Below are 22,600 nucleotides of genomic sequence, written 5' to 3'. Positions count from 1 at the left end.
CCACTCGGGGGTCCCCCCCCGCTCAGCACCCCTCCCCGCGCGCGGCGCCCATCCGGCGGGGCCCCACATACTTGCCCCGGCGCTGGATTGTGGGTGGCCCACCGCTCGAAGCAGACCGAAGCGTCAGGCGCTCTTGTGGGCGCGGCGCGCGGCGGCGACGCGCAGCGAGTCGAGCTCGGCGCGCAGCACGTCGATCTCGGCCTCCAGCTCGGCGACCTGGACGATCGCCTCGGCCGCGCGGCCCTCCGCGTCGTCGCGGCCACGCTCGGCGGCGTCGGCGCGACGGGCCTCCTGGCCGCGCTTGAGGGTCTGCGCGGCGGCGTTCTTCTGGGCGGTGGAGAGGGCGCGCTCGAGGACGTCGATGGCGTGCTCGCGCTCCTCGATCTTGCGGCGCATGTCGGCAGCGAACGCGGCGGACTCCTCCGTACGGCGCTCGGTGAGGGCGCGGTACTCCTGGGCCTGGCGGGCCCGGTCCTCGGCGGCCTCGCGGCGGGTCTGCATCAGCTCGGAGTGGGTGATCCGGGTGGCGGCGGCGCCGGCGAGCACGGCCACGACCGCAGCGGCAGCGGTCAGGCCGGCCGACGACGAGGCCAGGGCGCCGATCACGACCGCGGCAGCGGCGGCGAGGAGCGCGACGGCGACGACCAGGCGCGTGCTGCGCTGGCGCCGGCGGGCGGGCGTACGGGACGCCTGTGACTGCTGGGGCTGCTGGGAAGGCATGGGGTCAGACTAGGGCCGACCCTCGCCGCCGTCCGTGCGACACGCACGCTCCAGGGCGAGCGAGGCGAGCGTCACCGCGGCCGCAGCCGCGGTGGCGACCAGCGACCGGAGGATCCAGCGGTCGGCGTAGTGGCTCTCGTCGCCCAGCCAGCTGATGGCGTAGCCGAGGTAGCCGGCGGCGACCAGGGAGCCGCAGAGCGCGCACGCACGGGCCAGCACGAGCCGGTTCACCGCCTGGTGCACCTCGAGCCGCTCGCCCCGGACCTGGACGGTCTGCCAGGTGTGCCACGCGAGGAACGCCATGATCGCGGCGACCAGCACCAGGGCCAGCACCTGCGCCCACGACACCAGCGGCGGCCTGCCGGCGACGCGGGACATGAGCGGGTGGACCGCCCAGCCGCCGGCGAGCCCCAGGACCACGCACGTGGTCAGGGCGGCCGCCGAGGTGGGGCGGAGCGTCCCGCGCGGGTCCGGAGGCTCGTCCGGGTCGGTCTGGCTCAACGCGGGGTGATCATTCGACCTCGAGGGCCAGGTCCTCGCGCTTGCGGACCCCCGAGGCGTCGGTCGCGCCGAGCAGGTCGGCGATGGGGCCGCGCTCGGGGAAGACGGCGTCGGGCTCGAGGTCGTGCCAGGGCTGCAGCACGAACGCCCGCTCGTGGGCGCGCGGGTGCGGCAGGCGGAGGAAGTCCTCGTTGGAGCGCCGGTCACCGACCACGATCAGGTCGACGTCGAGCGTCCGGGGCGCGTTGCGGATGTCGCTGCGCTCGCGCTCGAAGGCGTCCTCGATCGCCAGCGCGCGCTCCATCAGGCGCGCGGCGGGGAGCGTGGTGTCGGCGAGGACGACCGCGTTGAGGAACGGCCCGGCCTCCTCCGGCGAGTCGACGGGGTCGGTCTCGTAGACCGGCGAGACGCCGGTGACGAAGAAGTCCGGGGTGTCGCGCAGCGCGTCGACCGCGCCCTGCAGCGACGCGAGCCGCTCCCCGAGGTTCGAGCCCAGTGCGACCACCACCCGGCGGATCGGGTGCATCTCCCCGGTGAGGGAGTCGGCGTCCACGATGTTGGGGTTGGGGGTCTCAGTCATGAGCGTTGCCTCGCGTTCTGGTGATCGTCAGCGCGACGTCCGAGTACGTCGCGTCGATGGGCGCATCAGGTTTGTGGAGCGTGACTCGCGCCCATTCAACACGACGGTCCAACAGGCACACATCGGCGATGCGTTGAGCGACGGTTTCTATCAGGTCGACCGGATCGCGCTCCACGGCGGCCTTCACGTCGGTGGTCAGGGAGCCGTAGTTCACGGTGTCCTCGAGGTCGTCCGAGGCGGCCGCCGGGCGGGTGTCGATGCCCAGCACGAGGTCGACGACGAAGGTCTGGCCCTGGCGCTTCTCGAAGTCGAAGACACCGTGGTGCGCGAAGCACTCGATGCCGCTCACGGCGAGCTCGTCGCTCACTGGTCTCCCCTCATCGCGGCTGCGACGGCGAGCGCGTCGCGGGTGGCGCGTACGTCGTGCACGCGCAGCACGTCGACGCCCCGGTCGGCCAGCAGCGCGACCAGCGCGGCGTGGGCGTGCTCGCGCTCCCCCACCGGCCGCGCCATGCCGTCGACGGCCAGCAGCCGGCCGAGGAAGGTCTTGCGGCTGGCGCCGACCAGCAGCGGGCACCCGAGCGCGGCGAGGACGTCGAGGTGCTCGAGGAGCTCCCAGTTGTGGTGCGGCTCCTTGGCGAAGCCCAGCCCCGGGTCGAGGACGATCCGCTCGTGCGGGATCCCGGCGGCGAGGGCCGCCTCGAGGCGATCGCCCAGCTCGCGGCGCACGGTCTCGACGACGCCGTCCGGGGAGTAGTCGGTGAAGTCGCGCATCCGGTCGGCGTGCGCGCGCCAGTGCATGGCGACGTAGTCGGCGTCGGTGCCGGCGACCACGTCGAGGATCCGCGGGTCGGCCAGCCCGCCGGAGACGTCGTTGACGATCGTGGCCCCCGCGGCCAGCGCGGCCTCGGCGACCTCGGCGCGCATGGTGTCGACCGACACGACGGCGCCGTCGCCGGCGAGCTCGCGGATCACCGGGACGACCCGGCCGAGCTCCTCGGCGACCAGCGGCCGGGTGGCGCCCGGACGCGTGGACTCGCCGCCGATGTCGAGGATGTCGGCACCCTCGACCAGGAGGTGGCGACCGTGCTCGACGGCGGTCTCGGTGGTGTCGTAGCGGCCGCCGTCGGAGAAGCTGTCAGGGGTGACGTTGACGATCCCCATGACGCGGGGCGGACGAGCGGCGGCCGCCCCGGTCACCTGGTGCCTGAGCGGATCAGCGCCATCGCCTCGGCGCGGGTGGCCTGGTTGGTGAGCATCGAGCCGCGCACCGCGGAGGTGATGGTGCGTGCGCCGGCCTTGCGCACCCCGCGCATCGTCATGCAGAGGTGCTCGGCCTCGATCACCACGATCACGCCGCGGGCCTCGAGGATCTCCATCAGCGAGTCGGCGACCTGCGTGGTGAGCCGCTCCTGCACCTGCGGGCGCTTGGCGTAGACGTCGACGAGGCGGGCCAGCTTGGACAGCCCGGTGATCTTGCCGGTCTCGGCGGGGATGTAGCCGACGTGCGCGACACCGGTGAACGGCACGAGGTGGTGCTCGCACATCGACCACAGCTCGATGTCGCGCACCAGGACGAGCTCGTCGTGGCCGAGGTCGAACGTCGTGGTGAGGACGTCCTCGGGCCGCATCCGCATGCCCTGGGTGAGCTCGTGGTAGGCCCGGGCGACCCGGGCCGGCGTCTCCAGCAGCCCCTCGCGGTCGGGGTCCTCCCCGATCGCGGCGAGGAGCTCGCGGACGGCGGCCTCGGCCCGCTCCTGGTCGAAGGCGGGCACGTCCTCGGGCTGGACCTCCGGCACCGTGATCGGGTCGGTCACGGTGCGCCCGGCGACGGCGGGGTGGGGGTGTCGGGACCGGCCGCGGGCGTGCCATGGATGTCGCCGCCCGCGCCCGGAGGCGTCAGCACGGCGCCGGCCTCGGGCTCCTCGGGCACCGAGTTGGCGTGGGCCCGGTCGCGGATCTCCTGCGGGATGTCGACCGGGGGGATCGTCGACGGCACCCGCTCGGGCGACCCCGTCCACGCCGGTCGCGCCGGCCGCTTGAGGAGCGGCTCGAAGATCTCGGCGATCTCGCCCTTGTCGAGGGTCTCCTTGTCGAGGAGCGCCAGCACGAGGGCGTCGAGGACGTCGCGGTTGGTCTCGAGGATCTCGAAGGCCTCCTGGTGGGCGTGGCCCAGCAGGGTCTTGACCTCCTCGTCGACCGCGGCCGCGGTCTCCTCGGAGTAGTTGCGCGTGTGGCCCATGTCGCGGCCCAGGAACGGCTCGGAGTTGCTGTCGCCGAGCTTGACCGCGCCGAGGCGCTCGGTCATGCCGTACTGCGTCACCATCGCGCGGGCGAGCGCCGTGGCCTTCTCGATGTCGTTGCCGGCACCGGAGGTCACGTCGTGGAAGATCAGCGCCTCCGCGGCCATGCCGCCGAGCATGTAGGCGAGCGAGTCGAGCATCTCGCTGCGCGTCTGGGAGTACTTGTCGCGGTCGGGCAGCACCATCGTGTAGCCGAGCGCGCGACCGCGCGGCAGGATCGTCACCTTGTGCACCGGGTCGGTGCCGGGCAGCGCCGCCGCGACCAGGGCGTGGCCGCCCTCGTGGTAGGCGGTGATGAGCTTCTCGCGCTCGCTCATCAGGCGGGTACGCCGCTGCGGACCCGCGATGACGCGGTCGATCGCCTCGTCGAGGGACTCGTTGTTGATCAGCTTGGCGTTGCTGCGAGCGGTGAGCAGCGCCGCCTCGTTGAGCACGTTGGCCAGGTCGGCACCGGTGAAGCCGGGCGTGCGGCGGGCGATGCTGAGCAGGTCGATGTCGGGCGCGATCGGCTTGCCGCGCGAGTGGACCTTGAGGATCTGGTGGCGACCGTTGAGGTCGGGGGCGTCGACCTGCACCTGGCGGTCGAAGCGGCCCGGCCGCAGCAGCGCCGGGTCGAGCACGTCGGGGCGGTTGGTCGCAGCGATCAGGATGACACCGCCGCGGACGTCGAAGCCGTCCATCTCGACGAGCAGCTGGTTGAGGGTCTGCTCGCGCTCGTCGTGGCCGCCGCCCATGCCGGCGCCGCGGTGGCGGCCGACGGCGTCGATCTCGTCGATGAAGACGATGGCGGGCGGGTTCTCCTTGGCCTGCTCGAACAGGTCGCGGACACGGCTGGCGCCCACGCCGACGAACATCTCGACGAAGTCCGAGCCGGAGATGGAGTAGAACGGCACGCCCGCCTCACCCGCGACGGCGCGGGCGAGCAGGGTCTTGCCGGTGCCGGGCGGGCCGTAGAGCAGCACGCCCTTGGGGATCTTGGCGCCCACGGCCTGGAACTTGGCCGGGTCGGTGAGGAACTCCTTGATCTCGCCGAGCTCCTCGATCGCCTCCTCGCAGCCGGCGACGTCGCTGAACGTCGTCTTCGGCATGTCCTTGGTGATCAGCTTGGCCTTGGACTTGGCGAACTGCATGACGCCGCGGCCGCCCCCGCCCTGCGCCTGGTTCATCAGGAAGATGAACAGCAGGATGATCAGCGCGAACGGCAGCAGCGTGGCCAGCAGGGAGCCGAGGAAGCTGGGCTGCGGGACGACCGAGTTGGACTTCTCGATCGTGCCGGCCGCCACCTGCTCGCGGACGGCAGCGAGCAGCGTCTCCTGCTCACCGTCGATGTACTGGGAGAAGACCTTGTCGCCGGCGTCGCGGGTGCCCTTGTCGAGGGTGGCCCGGATCTCGAAGTCGGCGCCGTTGAACTCGATCTCCTCGACCTGCCCCTTCTCGATGTACGAGGAGAGGGTCGAGGTCTGGACCTCGTCGTAGCCGTCGTTGGGCACGAGGAACTGGATGGCCAGCATCACCGCGAGGGCGGACAGGGCGATCCAGAGCCAGGGACCCTTGAATATGCGCTTCACAGGCAACTTTCACCGGTTCGGAGGTGGGAACGCGACGGTACACGTCGCTCGGGTGCCCATTCTTTCAGGCGGGGTGAAGCGTGGCGACCGTGCGAGCCCCGATCAGGAGTAGACGTGCGGTGCGAGCGTGCCGATGTCGCGCAGGTTGCGGTAGCGCTCGCGGTAGTCCAGGCCGTAGCCGACGACGAACTCGTTGGGGATGTCCCAGCCGACGTACTTGGGCTCCACGGGCATGGAGAGCGCCTCCGGCTTGCGCAGCAGCGTCGCGATCTCGACGCTCGCCGGGCTGCGGCTGGAGAGGTTGTTGACCAGCCAGCTCAGGGTCAGGCCGGTGTCGATGATCTCGTCGACGATGAGCACGTCGCGGCCGCTGATGTCGGTGTCGAGGTCCTTGAGGATGCGGACCACGCCGCTGGACTTGGTGCCCGAGCCGTAGGAGCTGACCGCCATCCAGTCCATCTCGAGGTGGCGCGGCATCGACCGCGCGAGGTCGGCCATCACCATCACGGCTCCGCGCAGCACACCCACCACGAGGAGGTCGCGACCCTCGTAGTCGGCGGTGATCTCGGCCGCCATCTCGGCCAGCCGCTGCTGGATCTGCTCCTCCGTGAAGAGGACGTTGACGAGGTCGTGCTCCACGTGGGACGAGTCCATGGCTGCAGCCTAGGGCGCGGGGTCGGCGGCGGTCAGCCCGAGGTCGTCGCGGTGCGTCGCGGCTCCTCGTGCACGGGGCTGCGACGGTCCGTCGGGGAGCTCTCCGCCGGGTCCCCGTCGGGCTCGAGGGGCAGCCGGACCACGAAGACGCTGCCGGCGCCGACGGTGCTGCTCACGTCGAGCGTGCCGCCCATGAGCGTGGTGAGCTGCCGGGAGATGGCCAGTCCCAGCCCGGCTCCGCCGTAGCGACGCGTGGTCGAGCCGTCGACCTGGGTGAACGACTCGAACACGGCCTCGAGGTCGTCCTCGGCGATGCCGATGCCGGTGTCGGTCACGGCGAGCTCGATCCCGCCGCGGCCGTCCCGCGCGCGGCGTACGTCCAGCCGCACGTGTCCCTCGTGGGTGAACTTCACCCCGTTGTCCAGCAGGTTGCCCACGACCTGGAGCAGGCGGCCGGGGTCGCCCACCACGCGTCGGGGCACCTCGGGCTCCAGCACCGACTCGTACGCGATGCCGACGGCCTCGGCGCGGGGACGGCAGCGTGCGTCGAGCTCGACGACGAGGTCGACGAGGTCGAAGGGCACCCGGGCGACCTCGAGCTGCCCGGCCTCGATCCGGGAGAAGTCCAGGACGTCGTCGACGAGGGACCGCAGGGCCTGCCCGGATCGGCGCATCCGCGTCACCATCTCGCGCTGCAGGTCGTCGAGCGGGGTGTCCTCGAGGATCTCGCCGGCGCCGAGCACCATCGTCAGCGGCGTGCGGATCTCGTGGCTCATCGTGGCCAGGAACATGGACTTGGCGCGCGAGGCCTCCAGCGCGGCGTCGCGGGCGACCTCTAGCTCGTGGACGGCGCGTTCCTCGGACCGCATGAGGCGCGCCATCCGCACGAACGCGAGCATCGTCAGGACGAGGGTGCCCAGCGTGAGCTGGAGCGGCCGGTCCGGCCCGCCCCGCAGGTCGGACACCAGCTCGATCGCCGGCGGCACCAGGAGCGGCCCGACGGCGATGCCCAGCTGGAACACCGCGTGGCGACGGCCCGCCGGGGCCGCCGGGACCGAGGTGCGAAGACGCCACACGCTCCGTGCCATCAGCACAGGCGCCACCATCCACGCAGCGTCCATCAGGACCTGCTCGGTACCGGCGACCGGTTGGAGGTAGGCCATGTCAGCCGCGAGCCACAGGACGGCACCCACGGCGAACCCGGCGTCCAGGCACCTCCGGGCAGCGCGGTTGGCGAGCAGCCGCACCACCAGCGCCAGCAGCACAGCGTCGGCGACGGGGTAGGCCGCCCAGACCACGCGCACGGCGACCGGCACGGAGTTGTCGGTCACGATGGTCTCGATCGCGCGCCCCCACAGCAGCAGGACGCTCACCACGACGATCGTGACCGCGTCGAGGGTGACGTCGAGGTCGCGTAGTCCCGACCCGCTGCGGCGCAGCACGATGACGAGGGCAGCGCAGAGCACCACGTAGGAGGCGAACCACGGCACGTCGGCCACGGAGACGTCCGTGGACATCCCCGCGGCGTCGAGGACGTTCCACGCGGTGTCGCCGAGCGCGGTCAGGGAGATCCCCACCGCGATCAGCCGGCCGACGAGCCGGAGCTCCGCGGGAGCGCGCTCGGCGCCGACCCAGGCCGCGATGCCCGCAACCACCATCGTGCCGGTGTAGAGCAGGCTGTCCAGGAGGTAGTCGTCCACCACCGCGTAGAGCAGCACCGCCGTCGCCACCAGCGCAGCGACGGCGAGGTCGATCGCCCGCCGCGCTGCCATGCCCGCGACTTTACTTTCGATCGGCGGGCCCGGCAGCCGAATCGGTCAGGTCGACTGACCGAGCAGGGTGGCCACGACGCCGCGGAGGTCCTTGAGCGTGAACGGCTTGGACATGAAGTCCGTCGCGCCGGCCGCGAAGGCGCGATCGCGCGTGGCGGCATCGGCGTACGCCGTGAGGATGAGGATCGGCAGGTCGCGCAGCTCGGGCAGCTCCCGGAGCCGGGAGCAGAGCTCGCCACCGTCCATCTGCGGCATGCTCCAGTCCAGGACCGCGAGGTCGAACTGCTCGGTGGTCACGAGGTCGAGCGCGGCGAGCGGGCTGCCGACCGCCACCACGTCGAGCCCGGACCGGCGCAGCACGAGCTCGATGAGGTCCCTCATGTCCTGGTCGTCGTCGACCACGAGCACGTTCGGCATCGATTCCCCCTGGCTGCGAGGGACGTGACCCTACCCGGCCGTGGGGTCCTCGATCACCACCAGACCGTCGCGCCGGGTGGCCCGGCGTGGGCCGGGCAGGTCGATCCACCGCTGGCCGCGCCAGTCGACCAGCAGCCGGTCGACCTCGAGCACGTGGGCGCGGGTGAGCTCGGCGGCCGGCACTCCGGCTGCCAGCGCGGCGCGGTGGAGGACCCGGTGGCGCAGCGACGGCGGCTGCGCGCGGAGGGCCTCGACGTCCAGCCCCTCCGCGCGACGGACGTCGGCGAGCACCCGGTCGGCGAGCTCGTCGAGGAGGGCCGTGTCGTCGCGGAGCTGCTCCGCCGTGCGGGCCAGCGCGGCGGCGATGCCCGGGCCGAGCTCGTCCTCCAGGACCGGCAGCACGCGCTCGCGCACCCGGACCCGGGTGTAGCCGGGGTCGTGGTTGTGCGGGTCGTCCCAGGCCTCGAGGCCCTCGACCTGGCAGGCGGTCACGGTGTCGTCGCGGCGTACGCCGAGCAGCGGGCGCGCGAAGACCCCGAAGCCGGGCCGCATCCCCTGCAGCGAGCGACCGCCCGAGCCGCGGGTGAGGCCGAGGAGCACGGTCTCGGCCTGGTCGTCGAGCGTGTGGCCGAGCAGCACGCGCGCGGCGCCGAGGTGAGTGGCGACCTCCTCCAGGACGGCGTACCTCGCCTCCCGGGCCGCGGCCTCGGGCCCCAGGCCCGCGCCGGCGTCCACCGAGACCGTCGCCGTCAGCGTCTCGTCGACGCCGAGGGACGCGAGCTGCGCCACCACGCGGGCGGCCTGGTCGGCGGACCAGGGCTGGAGGCCGTGGTCGACCGTGACGCCGACGACCCGCAGCCCGAGCTTGTGCCCCTCGAACACGGCCGCCGAGGCGAGCGCGAGCGAGTCGGCGCCGCCGCTGCACGCCACCGCCACCACGTCGCCCGGCGCCAGCTGCGCCAGGAGCGCGCGGACCGGCAGCCGGACCGCGGCGACCGACGGGTGGAGCGTCACAGCACCCGAGCGATCCAGGCGTCGGGGTCCTCGATCTCGGCCTTGGACGGCAGCGTCTCGGGTCCGCTCCAGATCGCGTTGAACTCGTCCATCCCCGTCTTGTCGACGACGTGCCGCACGAAGACGGCGCCGTCGCGGTACTGCGCCATCTTGGCGTCGAGGCCCAGCAGCCGGCGGAGGAGCTTGTCGAGGGTGCCGACGCCCTGCCGGCGCTGGTTGAACTTCTTGCGGATCCGCTCGACCGAGGGGATCACGGTGGGTCCGACGCCGTCCATGACCACGTCGGCGTGACCCTCGAGCAGGGACATCACGCCGGTGACCCGGTCGAGGATCTCCTTCTGCTCGGGCGAGGACACCAGGTCGAGGACGCTGCCGCCGCCGCTGCGGATGGACTCCGCACCGCGGCGCAGCCCCTCGAGGACGGCCGTCGGCTCGATCGTGTCGGCGAGGGTGTTCATCTGCGACAGCAGGTGCTCCCCGAGCCACGGGTTCGCGGTGAACTGCACCCGGTGGGTCTCCTCGTGGAGGCACACCCACAGCCGGAAGTCGTGCGGGTCGGCGCCGATCTCGCGCTCCACGTGCACGATGTTGGGGGCCACCAGCAGCAGGCGCCCGCGCGGAGCGTGGAACGGGTCGAACTGGCCGAGCACCTTCGAGCCGAGGAAGCCGAGCATCAGACCGACCTCGGCGCCGGTGACCCGCGACCCGATGGCCGCCGAGAGGCCGCTCGGCGGCCCCTTCTTCTCGGTGATCTTGTCGACGATGGGGGTGAGGAGCTTGGCGAAGCCGTCGGCGTTGGCCTGGATCCACCCGGCCCGGTCGACGACCAGCACCGGGGCCGTGCCGGCCGTCGTCTCCAGGCCGGTGTACTCGCTGACCAGCGGGGTCGACCGCTCCGCCCCCTCCCGCAGCTCGACCACGGCCGCGGCCGCCTCGTCGGGCCCCACGTCCGGACCCGGCCCGGACACCCGGGATCCCAGGGTGACGGCGAAGTCCCAGTCGACGAGGCTCATGTCCCGACACTAGCGGGGCACGAGGAACGAGTGCCGCGCGTGTGGCGGGAGGTTGAGCAAGCGCGCGACCGAGCCTGCGAGGTCGCGGCCGCGTGTCGAAACCCACCTGGGAGTGAGGACTTGGTTTCGACACGGGCGCTGGGCGCCCTGCTCAACCAGCGGCGGGAGCCGAGCATCTGCAGGCCGCGAGCGCGGCGGCCGCGCGGTCGAGGGCCTCCTGGGCGTCGTACCTGTCGGTGTCCTTGACCTTGTCGGCGGCGAGGACGAAGGCGAGGGGGGTGCCGTCGCGGTCGACGGCGATGCCGGCGAGGGCGTGGACGCCGGTGAGGGTGCCGGTCTTGGCGCGCACGAGGCCGCGGGCGACGGCGGGGCCCTCGGCGAAGCGGTAGGTCAGCGAGCCGGTGAAGCCGGCGACGGGCATGCCCGTGACCAGGCTGCGCAGGTCGGTGTCGGGCCCGGAGGCCGCCTGGAGGAGGGCGAGGACGGTGGTGGTGCTGATCCGGTTGCGGCGGGAGAGGCCGGAGCCGTCGTACAGCTGGTCACCGCTCGTGTCGATGCCGAGCCCCTGGAGGGTGGCCAGCACCCCGGCAGTGCCGCCCTCGAACGAGGCAGCGCCGGAGACCGCGAGGCCGACGTGGCGCCCGACGACCTCCGCGCCCTCGTTGTCGCTGACGTCGAGGATGCGCTCGGCGATCTCTGACAGCGGGGCGCTCTCGACGACGGCGAGCTCCTCCGTCGCCGCAGGTACGACGACTCGCTCCGGTGGGCCGGCGACCCTCAGGCCGGCCGAGGTGAGGGCCGCGGCGAAGGCCTGGGCGGCCGCGAGCGACGGGTCGTCGGAGCGCTCCTGGCCGTCGGGCGTGATGCCGCTGTCGACCATCAGCGAGGTGATCGGGCTGACGATGTCGTCGGGCACGTAGTCGCGTCGCCAGGCGGGGTTGTCGGTCGGGCCGGTGAAGAGGCTGTCGTCGAAGCGGACCCGCACCCGTCCGGTCCCGCCGAGCGCCTCGGCGACCTGGACGGCGAGCGTGGCGACGTCGGCGCGGGCCGGGTAGGTCGCGCCGCGCTCGGCGACGGACAGCGGCTTGCTGGCGAGCAGCGGGTCTCCCCCGCCGACGAGCACGACCTCGCGCGGCCCCTCGCCCCGGACGACGCGGGTGGTGAAGGTGTGGTCGGGCCCGAGGGCGGCGAGGGCCGCGCCGACGGTGAGCAGCTTGGTGGTCGAGGCCGGCAGGTAGGTCCCGTCGCCGGAGGTCCACACCTCCGACCCGGGCGTCAACGAGGAGACGGCACCGACGACGTGGCGGCCGAGGTCGGGGTCGGCGAGGTCCTCGGCGACCGCGCGGGCGACCCGGTCGGGGGCGAGGGTGCCGGAGGTGTCGGCTGGCTGGGCCTCCGCGGCCGGCGTGGTCCAGGACGGGAGCTCGAGGCCGGCCGGCAGCAGCACCTGCTCCGGCTCGGTCGCCGGGTCCGCGGCGAGCCAGGGGAGGTAGCGCTGGCCCCACTCGAAGCGGTAGGCGCCGACGCCGGCGCCCAGGAGCGCGAGGACGAGCACGACGGGCAACCACACCCCCAGGACCCGGAGCGCAGGGTGGCGTACCTCACGTCCCCGACGTTTCGACCCTCTCGCTTCGCGCATCCGGGCCATTGTGCGCGACACTGCCCCCAGGACTTCGCGCCGGGCTGTCGCCGGGCGCAGCGGAGCGTGACCTGGAGACGGCCCGATGACGCGGCCGAAGAGTGGAGGAAGACGTGCTGAGCTTCGACGTGCTGGTGGAGATCCCCAAGGGCGAGCGCAACAAGTACGAGGTCGACCACGAGACGGGGCGCATCCGCCTGGACCGCATGCTCTTCACCTCGACGGCCTACCCCGCCGACTACGGCTACATCGAGAACACCCTCGGCCAGGACGGCGACCCGCTCGACGCGCTCGTGATCCTCCAGTCCCCCACCTTCCCGGGCTGCCTCATCGAGTGCCGCGCGATCGGCATGTTCCGGATGACCGACGAGGCCGGCGGCGACGACAAGGTGCTCTGCGTGCCGAGCCACGACCCCCGCCTGGAGCACCTGCGCGACATCAACCACGTCTCCAAGTACGACCGCCTCGAGATCCAGCACTTCTTCGAGGTCTACAAGGACCTCGAGCCCGGCAAGTCCGTCGAGGGCGCCGACTGGGTCGGCCGCACCGAGGCCGAGGCCGAGGTCCGCGCCTCCTTCGAGCGCTTCAAGACCGAGGGCCACGGCAACGACGTGGACAACCTCGCCGACGACAGCCTGGGCGAGGACGCCTGAGCGAGTCGGTCAGGCCGCCGCGGACGCGGGCGGCGCCGCACCCTCCAGGGCCTCGGCGAGGATCTCGGTCACCCGCCCGACCGGACGCACGTCGAGCTCGCTGAGCAGCTCGGCCGGTACGTCGTCGAGGTCGGGGCGGTTGCGCTCCGGGACGAAGACCGTCGAGAGCCCGGCGCGCTGGGCGGCGAGCAGCTTCTGCTTGAGCCCGCCGATCGGCAGCACCCGGCCCGCGAGCGACACCTCGCCGGTCATCCCGACGCCGGACCGCACGGGCCGCCCGGTGAGCAGCGACACGAGGGCGGTCACCATCGTCACGCCCGCGGACGGGCCGTCCTTCGGGACGGCGCCGGCCGGGAAGTGCACGTGGATCGACCGCTCGAACGCCGAGGGCTCGATGCCGAGCTCGACCGCGTGCGCGCGCACCCACGACAGCGCGATGGAGGCGGACTCCTTCATCACGTCGCCGAGCTGGCCGGTGACGGTCAGCCCCGCCGTGCCCTCGGCCACCGACGTCTCGACGTAGAGCACGTCGCCGCCGAGGCCGGTCACGGCCAGGCCGGTGGCGACACCGGGGACGTCGGTGCGCTCGTGGCTGTCCGGCGTGAAGCGCGGCCGGCCGACGAGGTCGACGAGGCCCGCCTCGTCGATGTCGACCCGCTCGACGTCGCCCGTCGCCAGCCGGGTGGCGGCCTTGCGGAACGCCTTGGCCAGCAGCCGCTCGAGCTGGCGTACGCCGGCCTCGCGGGTGTAGTTGGCGGCGAGCTCGCCGAGGGCGCCGTCGGAGACGGTGACCTCCTCGGGCGTCAGTGCGGCCCGCTCGAGCTGGCGAGGCACCAGGAAGTCGCGGGCGATGGCGACCTTGTCGTCCTCGGTGTAGCCGTCGATCGAGACCAGCTCCATGCGGTCCAGCAGAGCCGAGGGGATCTGCTCGACGACGTTGGCGGTCGCGATGAACAGCACGTCGGACAGGTCGAGGTCGAGCTCGAGGTAGTGGTCGCGGAAGGTGTGGTTCTGCGCGGGGTCGAGGACCTCGAGCAGCGCCGCGGCCGGGTCCCCCCGGTAGTCGGCACCGACCTTGTCGACCTCGTCGAGCAGGACGACCGGGTTCATCGAGCCGGCCTCCTTGATGGCCCGCACGATCCGCCCGGGGAGGGCACCGACGTACGTCCGCCGGTGGCCGCGGACCTCGGCCTCGTCGCGCACACCGCCGAGGGCGACGCGGACGAACTTCCGGCCCAGCGTCCGGGCGACGGACTCGCCGAGGGACGTCTTGCCGACGCCGGGAGGCCCGGCGAGCAGGATCACCGCACCGGAACCGCGGCCACCGATGACCTCCAGGCCCCGCTCGGCCCGGCGGGCACGCACGGCGAGGTACTCGGTGATGCGGTCCTTGACCTCGTCGAGGCCGTGGTGGTCGGCGTCGAGCACCGCGCGGGCGGCGGCCACGTCGTTGGTGTCCTCGGTCCGCTCGTTCCACGGCAGCTCGAGGACGGTGTCGAGCCAGGTGCGGATCCAGCCGGCCTCGGGGTTCTGGTCGCTGGAGCGCTCGAGCTTGTCGACCTCGCGCAGCGCGGCCTCGCGGACGGCCTCGGGCAGGTCGGCGGCCTCCACGCGGGCGCGGTAGTCGTCGGAGCCGTCCGGCTCGCCCTCGCCGAGCTCCTTGCGGATCGCGGCGAGCTGCTGGCGCAGCAGGAACTCGCGCTGGTTCTTCTCCAGGCCCTCGCGGACGTCCTGGCTGATCTTGTCGTTGACCTCGTCCTCGGCGTCGTAGGCACGGGTCCACTCGACGAGCAGCCGCAGCCGCTCGTCGAGCTGGGGTGTCTCCAGCACCTGGCGCTTCTGGTCCTCGGAGAGGTACGCCGCGTAGCCGGAGGCGTCGGCGAGCGCGTCGGGGTCGGTGAGGCGGCGTACGTTCTCGATGACCTGCCACGCCTCGCGGCGCTCGAGGATCGAGACGACGAGCGTGCGGTACTCCTCGGCGAGGGCGAGGACCTCGTCGGTCACGGTCGCCTCGGGGACGGCCTCGGCCTCGACCCAGAGGGCGGCACCGGGGCCGGCCACGCCGGAGCCGATGGCGACGCGCTGCTCGGAACGCAGCACGGCCGCGGGACGGCCGCCGGCGAAGCGGCCGACGCGGTCGACCACGGCGACGACACCGTGGGTGGCGTAGCGGTCCTCGAGCCGCGGGGCGACGAGGACGCGGGTGGGTTCATTGGCAGGGTCTGCGTCGTGGGCCAGGCGGGCGGCGTCGATCGCCGCGCGGGCCTGGTCGTCGAGCTCGATGGGCACGACCATGCCGGGGAGCACGACCGTGTCGTGGAGGAACACCACCGGCAGCTTGGTGGGGAGCGACAGGTTGTTCGTCATGCCCTCTCAACGCGCGGGAACCGGAGACATGTTCCGGTTCGCGGTTCGCCCAGCGCGAACGCGGCCGGCGTCACAGGCGCGAGAGGCCGACGGGAGAGCTGGCGGAGCCGAGCTTGTCGGGGTTGCGGACGAGGAACAGCCGGGTCACCACGCCGTCCTCGACGAGCATGGTGCCGACGCCGTCGCGCTGGCCGGCGACCACGAACTGGATCGCCGGCGACCCGTTGAGCCAGATCGGCACCAGCTCCAGCGCGTCCGGCGTGACCGCGGAGAGGAAGCGGAACACCTTGTCGCGCCCGTAGATGGGGTTGAGCGCAGCCTGCACCTTGCCGCCCCCGTCGGTCATCAGCACCACGTCGGGCGCGAGCACGTCCATCAGCGACTGGAGGTCGCCACCCTCGGTCGCGGCACGGAACTTCTCGATGACCGCGTCCCGCTCGGCGGCGCTCACCGAGGTCCGCGGGCGGCGCTCGGCCACGTGGGCGCGGGCGCGGCTGGCGATCTGTCGCACCGCCGGCTCGGACTTCTCGACCGCCTCGGCGATCTCGTCGTAGGGCACGTCGAAGACCTCGCGCAGCACGAAGACCGCGCGCTCGGTCGGCGGCAGCGTCTCCAGCACCAGCAGCATCGCGGTCGAGACGCTGTCGGCGAGCTCCACGTCCTCGGCGACGTCGGGCGTCGTCAGCACCGGCTCCGGCAGCCAGGTGCCGACGTAGTCCTCGCGGCGCCGAGCCAGCGTACGGAGCCGGTTCAGAGTGAGCCGGGTGGTCATCCGGACGAGGTAGGCCCGCGGGTCGCGGACCTCGTCGACGAGGACGTCCGCCCACCGCAGCCAGACCTCCTGGAGCACGTCCTCGGCGTCGGCGGCCGAGCCGAGCATCTCGTAGGAGACGGTGAAGAGGAGGCTGCGGTGGGCGGCGAAGGCGTCGACGTGCGTCACGCCGTGATCGTCCCAGCCTGGGCGAGAGGCAGCTCGCAGACATCGCTGAAGCCCTGCGAGGCCAGGCCCATCGCAGAGTTGAAGCGCGAGCGCTCGTTCTCCACCGCGACCACCATCGTGAGCTCGACGACGGCGGCGTGGCCGAGCTGCCCGTCGAGGCTCGCGACCATCTCGTCGGTGACCTCGGGCGGCGTCGCGGTCATCGCCTCGGCGTACGCCATCACCTCGCGCTCGAGGTCGGTGAACGCCGTCGACTCCCGCCAGCGCGGCACCTCGCGCACCTTGGTCTCGTCGAGACCCCTGGTGTGGGCCATGAAGTAGCCGAAGTCCAGGCACCACGAGCAGCCGATCGCGCCGGCGCTCGCCATCTCGGCGTACACCTTCAGGTGCGGGTCGAGCGACGACCACTTCGCGACCTTCTGCTCGAAGCCGAAGACCGCCTTCATCACCGGCTTGTTGTGCCACAGGACATAGGCGTTGTCGGGGACCTTGCCCCACATGCGCTTCGCGACGCGGGTCATGAGGGCGCCGTAGGCCCCGTCGATGGCGGCCTTCGGGATCCGGAACTGGCTGGGCATGTCATCTCCTGTGCGTGATCGGTTCGGTGACATGGAGACACCGGCCACCCAGGATCTGTGACAGCCCCGCTCAGCCGGCTCGCTTCGACGCCCGGAACCAGCCGATCCCACCGCTCATCTCGAGTCGTACGTCGACCGCACCCGCCGCCTCCAGCCACCGGACCGCGTCGGCGGAGGAGCACATCGGGCCGAGGACGTGCGCGAGCCGGCCGGCGGCGTGCACGAGCCCGTAGCGCCGCTCGACGCCGCGGAAGTCGTCGGCGAACAGGGCGCTGCCGCTGAGGGTCGCCCCCGGCTTCAGCACGCGCACCATCTCGCTGATCGCCCGGTGCGGGTCGGGGAAGACGTGCAGGCCGGTGAACGAGACCACCAGGTCGAACGTGCCGTCACCGAACGGGAGCTGGCCGACGTCCGCGAGCGCCGTGGTGACCTGGTCGGCGACGCCCCAGCGGCGGGCGGCCGCGACGGACCGCTCCAGCATCCGCGGCGAGATGTCCGCCGCCACGAGGTCCACGTGCCCGCCCGGGCGCAGGCCGCGCAGCGCGACGCCGCTGCCGGTCGGCACGTCGAGGACTCGCGAACCGTCGGGCAGGACGCCGATCTCGCGTGCCGCGTCGTAGAGCCGGGTGATGTCGGTGCCGAGCCCGAGGCGCCACATCGGCGCCCCGAGCACGGGGTGGTCGACCAGGTGCGGGTAGATCCGCGCCCACAGCGGGTCCTCGCTCCACGCGCCGACCAGCCGACCCGGGCGAGGCACGTCAGATCCCGGAGAGGAAGGTGTCGACCGCGCGGGCGACCTCGACGTGGACCTCGGCGGTGCGGACCACGTCGCCGGTGCCCATCATGTGGTCGGCGTCGGGCACCTCGAGCACGTCGCACCCGTTGTCGGCGAGCTCGGCCGCGACGGCGGCGTCCCAGAGCTCGTCGGCCAGGCCGCCGACGAGGAGCTGGCGACCGGCGTTGGACGCGATCGCCTCGGCCAGCGCCGGCTCGACCAGCAGCGGAGTGAGCCAGACCGCGTCGAGCCCGCGCTCGGCGGCGTACGACGCGGCGCGGGTGCCGAGGGACTTGGCGACGAGCACGACGTGGTCGGCGTCCTCGTCGGCGAGCGCCTCGGCGACGTGTCGGCGTACCCACTGGTCCGGGTCCTCGTCGCCGCGCGTGGTGGAGTCCCACCAGACCTGCTGGACGGTGAACCCGTGCTGCAGCAGCGCGAGCCGGGCCAGCTCCAGCAGGGGCGCGCTCGGCGAGTAGGCGCGACCGGGGAGGACCAGCGCGAGCCCGCGGCTGTCGCCGTCCGGCTCCCACCGCGTCGGCAGCCCCCCGAAGGTCATGTCACGCGCCCCACGCGAGGAGCTCGGGGCTGCGGAGCATCTCTTCGGGCACGCCGAAGGCGTCGACGAGGTCGACGGCGAGCGGCCGCAGCTTGCGGCACAGTGCGTTGATCTCGCGGCTGATCGCCTTGGAGCGGGCGCTGGAGAGGCGGCCGTGCTCCATGAACCAGGCCCGGTCGGCCTCGATCGTGGCGAGCGCGTGCAGGTCGCACAGCAGGTTGAGCGCGACCTTGAGGTCGCCGTCGGGCAGCGCCGCCGTCTTCGCGACGAACGCCTCGAGCACGAGCCGCTCGGTGTGGGCGCGCGCCGCGGCGATGACGTGGTCCTGGACGCGGGAGAACACCGCGCCGGGGTTGTCGCCCTGGTCGATGCCGCGCTTGAGCCGCCGGGCGACGCCGCCGATCATGTGCTCCTCGCGGAAGCGGAGCATGGCCAGCTGGTAGTTGGGGTCGAGCAGCCCCGCCTCCTGGTCCCACCGGTCGCCCCCGGGCAGCAGGTCGCGGACCGACTGCACGAGCTTGTGCACGGAGGTGCGCTCGACCACGGTCTCGACCGCGAGCCCGGCGACGAAGCGGGCCATGCCGAGCTGGTCCATGTCCTCGAACTCGCCGGCGTAGTCGGTGAGCAGGCCCTTGGCGACGAGCTGCAGCAGGACGTGGTTGTCGCCCTCGAAGGTGGTGAAGACGTCGGTGTCGGCCTTCAGCGCGGTGAAGCGGTTCTCGCTGAGGTAGCCCGCACCCCCGCACGCCTCGCGGCACTCCTGGATGGTGCGGGTGGCGTGCCAGGTGCCGAGCGCCTTCGTGCCCGCCGCCCGGGACTCCAGCATCCGGCGGGCGTGCTCGTCGCTGCCCTCCTCGGTCGGGCCGGGGCCGGAGAAGACCTCGTGCAGCTGTCCGGCGACGACCTCCTGCGCGAAGTGCAGGGCGTACGTGCGGGCCAGCAGCGGCAGCAGGCGGCGCTGGTGCATGCCGTAGTCGAGGAGCACCTGCTCCTCGTCGGGCGAGGTGGCCTCGAACTGCCGGCGCCGCACGGCGTAGCGGACCGCGATGGCGAGCGCGACCTTGGCCGCGTTGATGCCCGCGCCCCCGACGCAGACGCGACCCTGGACGAGGGTGCCGAGCATCGTGAAGAAGCGCTTGTTGGGGTTGTCGATCGGCGAGAGGTAGCGGCCCTCGGGGGTGACCTCGGCGAACTGGTTGAGCAGCGCGGTGCGCGGCACCCGGACGCCGTCGAACCAGATGCGGCCGTTGTCCACGCCGTTGAGGCCCATCTTGGGTCCGCAGTCCTCGATGCGGACGCCGTCGAGCACCGCACCGTCCTCGCGGATCGGGACGACGAAGGCGTGCACGCCGTGCCGCTCCCCGGCGACGTCGAGCTGGGCGAACACGACCGCGAGCTCGGCGTGCGCCGCGGCGTTGCCGATGTAGTCCTTGCGGCTCGCGTCGTCCGGCGTGGTGATCACGAACTCCTGCGCCTCGACGTCGTACGTCGCGACGGTGCCGAGGGCCTGCACGTTGGAGCCGTGCCCGGTCTCGGTCATCGCGAAGCAGCCCATCGTGCGGCCGCTGACGAGGTCGGCGAGGTGGGCGTCGTGGTGCGACTTCGTGCCCAGCTGCAGGATCGCGCCACCGAAGAGGCCGAACTGGACGCCGACCTTGACCAGCACCGACAGGTCGCCGAGCGCGAGGGTCTCGAACGCCGCGATCGAGGCGCCGATGTCGCCGCCACCGCCGTACTCGGTGGGGAAGCCCATGCCCGTCTGGCCGGTCTCGGCCATCATCACGACGACCTCCTTGACCCGCTCGCGGAAGTCGGCGCGGCTCATCTCCTCCTCGTCGAGCAGGATCTGCGCGTGCTCGGCGAGGTTGGTGCGGACGAGGTCGCGGACCTCCCGGTAGCGGCCGTCGAGCAGGACGCGGAGGGCGTCGACGTCGACCTCCGGCTGGCGGTAGCCGGTGTCGTCGGCATGGACCGCGTCGTCGTGCACCGCGACGGTCGCGGCCTCGGGCTCCACGGTGGGCATCTCGTCCGCGACGGGCGGGACCTGGTCGGTGGCCATGGCTCTCAAACTAGTCCGACGGGTAGGTTCACCGCGATGAACGTGTCAGATGCCACGCCCCTGGGGGTGATGGCCTACAACTACGCCGTGGTCGGCGTGCAGAAGGGCGGCACGTCCACCCTCGCGGTGACGCTGAACCAGCACCGGCTCGTCTGCCAGCCGCCCGACAAGGAGCGGCACTACTTCGACGACGAGACCGTCGACTGGTCCGCGCCCGACTATCCCCGCGACTACTCCGCGCCCCGGCGCGCGCCGATCCACCGGCTCGTCGGCGACGCGTCGCCGACGTACCTCTACTGGCCGCACGCGCTCGAGCGGCTGCGGGCGTACGACGCCTCGATGCCGCTGATCGCGGTCTTCCGCGACCCGCTGGAGCGGCTGTTCTCCCACTGGGTGATGCTCCGCTCGCGCAACCTGGCGTGGCCGGACTGGCCGGACTTCCTCACCGAGTGGCCGCACACGTCGCTGCCTGACGAGGTGCCCGACCCCGCCGAGGTGCGCATGATGCGGTGGCGGCACATGACCGGCCTGGCCCGCGGGTTCTACGGCGAGCAGCTGCAGCGCGGCTTCGAGCTCTTCCCCCGCCACCAGTGGCTGCTGCTCGAGCTGCGCTCGATGCTCGCCGACTTCGAGGCGACGATCGACCGGACCACCGACTTCCTCGAGCTGCCGCGCTTCGAGAGGGTGCCGCCGCTGCGCAACTGGCACGCCGGCGCCGACACCGTCCCGGGCACCGCGCCGACGGCCGACGACGTGACCCGGCTCGCCGAGCTCTACGCCAAGGACCTCGCCGTCTTCGAGGAGCTCTCCGACATCGACACCTCCGCCTGGCCGACCCGCCTGGTCCTCGACGGCGGAATGGACCCCGGCGAGCTGGCCGCTCGCTTCGCGCGCAAGGTGCGCTGAGGGACCGGTCCGCTCACGGGCGGGCGAAGAAGTTGGGGGCCCGCCAGTAGTACATCGACTCCTGGCTGACGTCCCGCCCGGTGCGCGGGGCGTGGATGATCTGGCCACCGCCGACGTAGATCGCGACGTGGTAGATCGAGGCCGGGTTGCTCGAGGACCCCCAGAAGACCAGGTCGCCGGGCGCCAGCTCGCTGGCCGAGATGCGGGTCGACTGGGTGTACTGCGCGACCGAGTAGTGGGGCAGCGACTTCCCGCCGCGGGCCCACGCGGCCGAGGTGAGGCCGGAGCAGTCCCAGGCGTCCGGCCCGGCGGCGCCGTAGCGGTAGGGCTTGCCGATCTGGCTCTGCGCGAACGCGATGGCCGCCGCGGGGTCACCGGTCGGCGTCGGGACCGGATCCGGCGTCGGGGTGGGGGGTGTCGTCGGAGTGACGGTCGGAGTGGCCGTCGGAGTGGCCGTCGGGGTGGGCGTCGGGGTGGGCGTCGGGGTGGTTGTCGGCGTCGAGGTCGGCGTGGCTGTCGGCATCGTCGGAGTGGGCGTCGGCTTGCTGGTCGGCGTCGGGGTGGGCGTGGCCTGCGCCTCGGCTTCCGCCTGGGCCTGCGCCTCGGCCTCTGCCTCTGCCTGGGCCTGCGCCTCGGCCTCGGCCTGGGCAGCGGCCGCGGCCGCCTCGGCGGCAGCCTGTTCGAGCGCCTGCTGGCGCTTCTCGGCCAGTCGCACGCTGATGCCCTGCAGGTCCGCCAGCTCGGCGATCAGCTCGGACTTGGTGGCCGCGATGGCCTCGGCCTGTGCGCCGGCGCTGGCCTCGGCGGCTGCGGCGACGTCCCGGGCCTCCTCCGCCTCGGTCTCGGCGGCGGCGGCGCGGTCGGAGGCCTGCGCGGCGGTGGCGGCGGTGACGTCGGCGACCGCGGACGCGGCGATGAAGGCGTCGTACTGGTGGTCGAGGGCGTCGGAGGTGTTGCCCATGGTGACCGTGCGGTCGATCATCGACTCGATCCCGTCGGCCTCGACGACCGCGGCAAGGCCCTGGACCTGTGAGGCCTCCTCGTACGAGCGGACCACCGTGTCGGCGTAGAGCTCGCGCTGCGCCTCGACGTCCTCGCGGGCGGCCGTCGCGGTCTCCTCGGCGTCGGTGGCCTCGATGCGCGCCTGCTCCGCCCGCCACCGGGCACCGTTGTAGGCCTCGGCCGCCTGGGCGGCGGTGTCGCCGGCGCTCTCCAGCGCCAGGTTCGCGCGGATCAGGTCGGCCTTCACGGCCGCCACGTCACGGCCCTTGGCGGCCGCCCGGTCCTGCGCCGCCGCGATGTCGGCCTCCGACGGGATGGTGGTGCCGTCGGAGCCCGCACCGTCGGCGAACGCCGCCGGGTGCCCGCTGCCCAGTGCGCCCATCGCCAGTCCGGCAGCGAGCACGAGGGCGCTCGCCCAGCGCGACGTCGTACGACGCGGCGCAGCGGTCGGGTCCTGCGATGGAGCGAAGGGCACGGGGGTTCCCCTTGTGGTCTCGGGGCCCGTGCGGCTTCCCCACCGCACGGGCAACGCGAGCCACGCTAGACAACTTTCGTCACACGAGGAACACTTTTCTCAACT

General features: G+C 72.8%; 22 protein-coding genes. 2 read left to right on the top strand and 20 right to left on the bottom strand.

Features of this window, described 5'->3' with window-relative positions; translation table 11 throughout:
- Positions 1–123 precede the first annotated feature (123 nt).
- The 13 genes from ACE3QY_RS03350 to dacB form a co-directional block, all read right to left on the bottom strand.
- Positions 124–720: a hypothetical protein gene (locus ACE3QY_RS03350; RefSeq protein WP_374454584.1), complete on the bottom strand. Its 597-nt coding sequence runs from the start codon at positions 718–720 to the stop codon at positions 124–126.
- 9 nt (positions 721–729) lie between these two features.
- Positions 730–1,221 (bottom strand): DUF3180 domain-containing protein, encoded by a 492-nt coding sequence (locus ACE3QY_RS03345; protein WP_374454583.1) that lies wholly within the window; start codon positions 1,219–1,221, stop codon positions 730–732.
- Between the two features lie 10 nt (positions 1,222–1,231).
- A complete protein-coding gene (folK, locus tag ACE3QY_RS03340; RefSeq protein ID WP_374454582.1) occupies positions 1,232–1,801 on the bottom strand; it encodes a 2-amino-4-hydroxy-6-hydroxymethyldihydropteridine diphosphokinase in 570 nt (189 codons plus the stop codon).
- Entirely contained in the window at positions 1,794–2,168 is a 375-nt protein-coding gene (gene folB, locus ACE3QY_RS03335) for a dihydroneopterin aldolase (RefSeq protein WP_374454581.1), read from the bottom strand. Before folB ends, folK begins: the two co-directional genes overlap by 8 nt.
- A complete protein-coding gene (gene folP, locus ACE3QY_RS03330; protein WP_374454580.1) occupies positions 2,165–2,965 on the bottom strand; it encodes a dihydropteroate synthase in 801 nt (266 codons plus the stop codon). Before folP ends, folB begins: the two co-directional genes overlap by 4 nt.
- Before the next feature lie 32 nt (positions 2,966–2,997).
- Entirely contained in the window at positions 2,998–3,606 is a 609-nt protein-coding gene (gene folE / locus ACE3QY_RS03325) for a GTP cyclohydrolase I FolE (RefSeq protein ID WP_374454920.1), read from the bottom strand.
- A gap of 8 nt (positions 3,607–3,614) precedes the next feature.
- Positions 3,615–5,672 (bottom strand): ATP-dependent zinc metalloprotease FtsH, encoded by a 2,058-nt coding sequence (ftsH, locus tag ACE3QY_RS03320; RefSeq protein ID WP_374454579.1) that lies wholly within the window; start codon positions 5,670–5,672, stop codon positions 3,615–3,617.
- 102 nt (positions 5,673–5,774) lie between these two features.
- A complete protein-coding gene (hpt, locus tag ACE3QY_RS03315; protein ID WP_374454578.1) occupies positions 5,775–6,326 on the bottom strand; it encodes a hypoxanthine phosphoribosyltransferase in 552 nt (183 codons plus the stop codon).
- A gap of 32 nt (positions 6,327–6,358) precedes the next feature.
- A complete protein-coding gene (locus tag ACE3QY_RS03310; RefSeq protein ID WP_374454577.1) occupies positions 6,359–8,098 on the bottom strand; it encodes a sensor histidine kinase in 1,740 nt (579 codons plus the stop codon).
- A 45-nt stretch (positions 8,099–8,143) separates the two neighbouring features.
- Positions 8,144–8,515: a response regulator gene (locus ACE3QY_RS03305; RefSeq protein WP_374454576.1), complete on the bottom strand. Its 372-nt coding sequence runs from the start codon at positions 8,513–8,515 to the stop codon at positions 8,144–8,146.
- 30 nt (positions 8,516–8,545) lie between these two features.
- Positions 8,546–9,529, bottom strand: coding sequence for a tRNA lysidine(34) synthetase TilS (gene tilS, locus ACE3QY_RS03300; protein WP_374454575.1), 984 nt, complete (start codon positions 9,527–9,529; stop codon positions 8,546–8,548).
- Positions 9,526–10,542 (bottom strand): zinc-dependent metalloprotease, encoded by a 1,017-nt coding sequence (locus tag ACE3QY_RS03295; protein WP_374454574.1) that lies wholly within the window; start codon positions 10,540–10,542, stop codon positions 9,526–9,528. The genes tilS and ACE3QY_RS03295 overlap by 4 nt, the downstream gene beginning before the upstream one ends.
- Positions 10,543–10,693: 151 nt before the next feature.
- The gene (gene dacB, locus ACE3QY_RS03290; protein WP_374454573.1) at positions 10,694–12,097 is read right to left on the bottom strand and encodes a D-alanyl-D-alanine carboxypeptidase/D-alanyl-D-alanine-endopeptidase; all 1,404 of its coding nucleotides are present in this window, start codon (positions 12,095–12,097) and stop codon (positions 10,694–10,696) included.
- A 200-nt stretch (positions 12,098–12,297) separates the two neighbouring features.
- Here dacB and ACE3QY_RS03285 point away from each other — a divergent pair, with 200 nt between their 5' ends.
- Entirely contained in the window at positions 12,298–12,834 is a 537-nt protein-coding gene (locus tag ACE3QY_RS03285; RefSeq protein WP_374454919.1) for an inorganic diphosphatase, read from the top strand.
- A gap of 9 nt (positions 12,835–12,843) precedes the next feature.
- Here ACE3QY_RS03285 and lon read toward each other — a convergent pair whose 3' ends face one another.
- The 6 genes from lon to ACE3QY_RS03255 form a co-directional block, all read right to left on the bottom strand.
- Positions 12,844–15,201, bottom strand: a complete 2,358-nt coding sequence (gene lon / locus ACE3QY_RS03280; RefSeq protein ID WP_374454572.1) for an endopeptidase La — start codon at positions 15,199–15,201, stop codon at positions 12,844–12,846.
- Positions 15,202–15,271: 70 nt separating this feature from the next.
- Positions 15,272–16,081 (bottom strand): RNA polymerase sigma-70 factor, encoded by an 810-nt coding sequence (locus ACE3QY_RS03275; protein ID WP_374454918.1) that lies wholly within the window; start codon positions 16,079–16,081, stop codon positions 15,272–15,274.
- Between the two features lie 56 nt (positions 16,082–16,137).
- The gene (locus ACE3QY_RS03270; protein WP_374454571.1) at positions 16,138–16,719 is read right to left on the bottom strand and encodes a carboxymuconolactone decarboxylase family protein; all 582 of its coding nucleotides are present in this window, start codon (positions 16,717–16,719) and stop codon (positions 16,138–16,140) included.
- Positions 16,720–16,789: 70 nt separating this feature from the next.
- Positions 16,790–17,476 carry a class I SAM-dependent methyltransferase gene (locus ACE3QY_RS03265; protein ID WP_374454570.1) on the bottom strand — a complete coding sequence of 229 codons (687 nt, stop codon included), beginning with the start codon at positions 17,474–17,476 and terminating at the stop codon, positions 16,790–16,792.
- A 1-nt stretch (position 17,477) separates the two neighbouring features.
- On the bottom strand, positions 17,478–18,053 hold the full coding sequence (locus ACE3QY_RS03260) for an alpha/beta fold hydrolase (protein ID WP_374454569.1): 576 nt from the start codon (positions 18,051–18,053) through the stop codon (positions 17,478–17,480).
- A 1-nt stretch (position 18,054) separates the two neighbouring features.
- Positions 18,055–20,112: an acyl-CoA dehydrogenase gene (locus tag ACE3QY_RS03255; protein WP_374454568.1), complete on the bottom strand. Its 2,058-nt coding sequence runs from the start codon at positions 20,110–20,112 to the stop codon at positions 18,055–18,057.
- Between the two features lie 36 nt (positions 20,113–20,148).
- Here ACE3QY_RS03255 and ACE3QY_RS03250 point away from each other — a divergent pair, with 36 nt between their 5' ends.
- Entirely contained in the window at positions 20,149–21,018 is an 870-nt protein-coding gene (locus ACE3QY_RS03250; RefSeq protein ID WP_374454567.1) for a sulfotransferase domain-containing protein, read from the top strand.
- A gap of 13 nt (positions 21,019–21,031) precedes the next feature.
- Here ACE3QY_RS03250 and ACE3QY_RS03245 read toward each other — a convergent pair whose 3' ends face one another.
- Positions 21,032–22,495, bottom strand: coding sequence for an NlpC/P60 family protein (locus ACE3QY_RS03245; protein ID WP_374454566.1), 1,464 nt, complete (start codon positions 22,493–22,495; stop codon positions 21,032–21,034).
- Between the last annotated feature and the right edge of the window lie 105 nt (positions 22,496–22,600).

This window comes from Nocardioides sp., assembly GCF_041913365.1.
GTDB lineage: Bacteria > Actinomycetota > Actinomycetes > Propionibacteriales > Nocardioidaceae > Nocardioides.
The sequence above is the reverse complement of the archived record's forward strand: the minus strand, read 5'-3'. Positions and strand labels throughout refer to the sequence as shown.

What these genes read in the sequence shown, in the direction of transcription:
- ACE3QY_RS03350 (WP_374454584.1), bottom strand. Translation starts at nt 720, where the DNA reads ATGCCTTCCCAGCAGCCCCAGCAGTCACAGGCGTCCCGTACGCCCGCC.
- folK (WP_374454582.1), bottom strand. Translation starts at nt 1,801, where the DNA reads ATGACTGAGACCCCCAACCCCAACATCGTGGACGCCGACTCCCTCACC.
- folP (WP_374454580.1), bottom strand. Translation starts at nt 2,965, where the DNA reads ATGGGGATCGTCAACGTCACCCCTGACAGCTTCTCCGACGGCGGCCGC.
- hpt (WP_374454578.1), bottom strand. Translation starts at nt 6,326, where the DNA reads ATGGACTCGTCCCACGTGGAGCACGACCTCGTCAACGTCCTCTTCACG.
- ACE3QY_RS03310 (WP_374454577.1), bottom strand. Translation starts at nt 8,098, where the DNA reads ATGGCAGCGCGGCGGGCGATCGACCTCGCCGTCGCTGCGCTGGTGGCG.
- ACE3QY_RS03305 (WP_374454576.1), bottom strand. Translation starts at nt 8,515, where the DNA reads ATGCCGAACGTGCTCGTGGTCGACGACGACCAGGACATGAGGGACCTC.
- ACE3QY_RS03295 (WP_374454574.1), bottom strand. Translation starts at nt 10,542, where the DNA reads ATGAGCCTCGTCGACTGGGACTTCGCCGTCACCCTGGGATCCCGGGTG.
- lon (WP_374454572.1), bottom strand. Translation starts at nt 15,201, where the DNA reads ATGACGAACAACCTGTCGCTCCCCACCAAGCTGCCGGTGGTGTTCCTC.
- ACE3QY_RS03275 (WP_374454918.1), bottom strand. Translation starts at nt 16,081, where the DNA reads ATGCTCGGCTCGGCCGCCGACGCCGAGGACGTGCTCCAGGAGGTCTGG.
- ACE3QY_RS03270 (WP_374454571.1), bottom strand. Translation starts at nt 16,719, where the DNA reads ATGCCCAGCCAGTTCCGGATCCCGAAGGCCGCCATCGACGGGGCCTAC.
- ACE3QY_RS03260 (WP_374454569.1), bottom strand. Translation starts at nt 18,053, where the DNA reads ATGACCTTCGGGGGGCTGCCGACGCGGTGGGAGCCGGACGGCGACAGC.
- ACE3QY_RS03255 (WP_374454568.1), bottom strand. Translation starts at nt 20,112, where the DNA reads ATGGCCACCGACCAGGTCCCGCCCGTCGCGGACGAGATGCCCACCGTG.
- ACE3QY_RS03250 (WP_374454567.1), top strand. Translation starts at nt 20,149, where the DNA reads ATGAACGTGTCAGATGCCACGCCCCTGGGGGTGATGGCCTACAACTAC.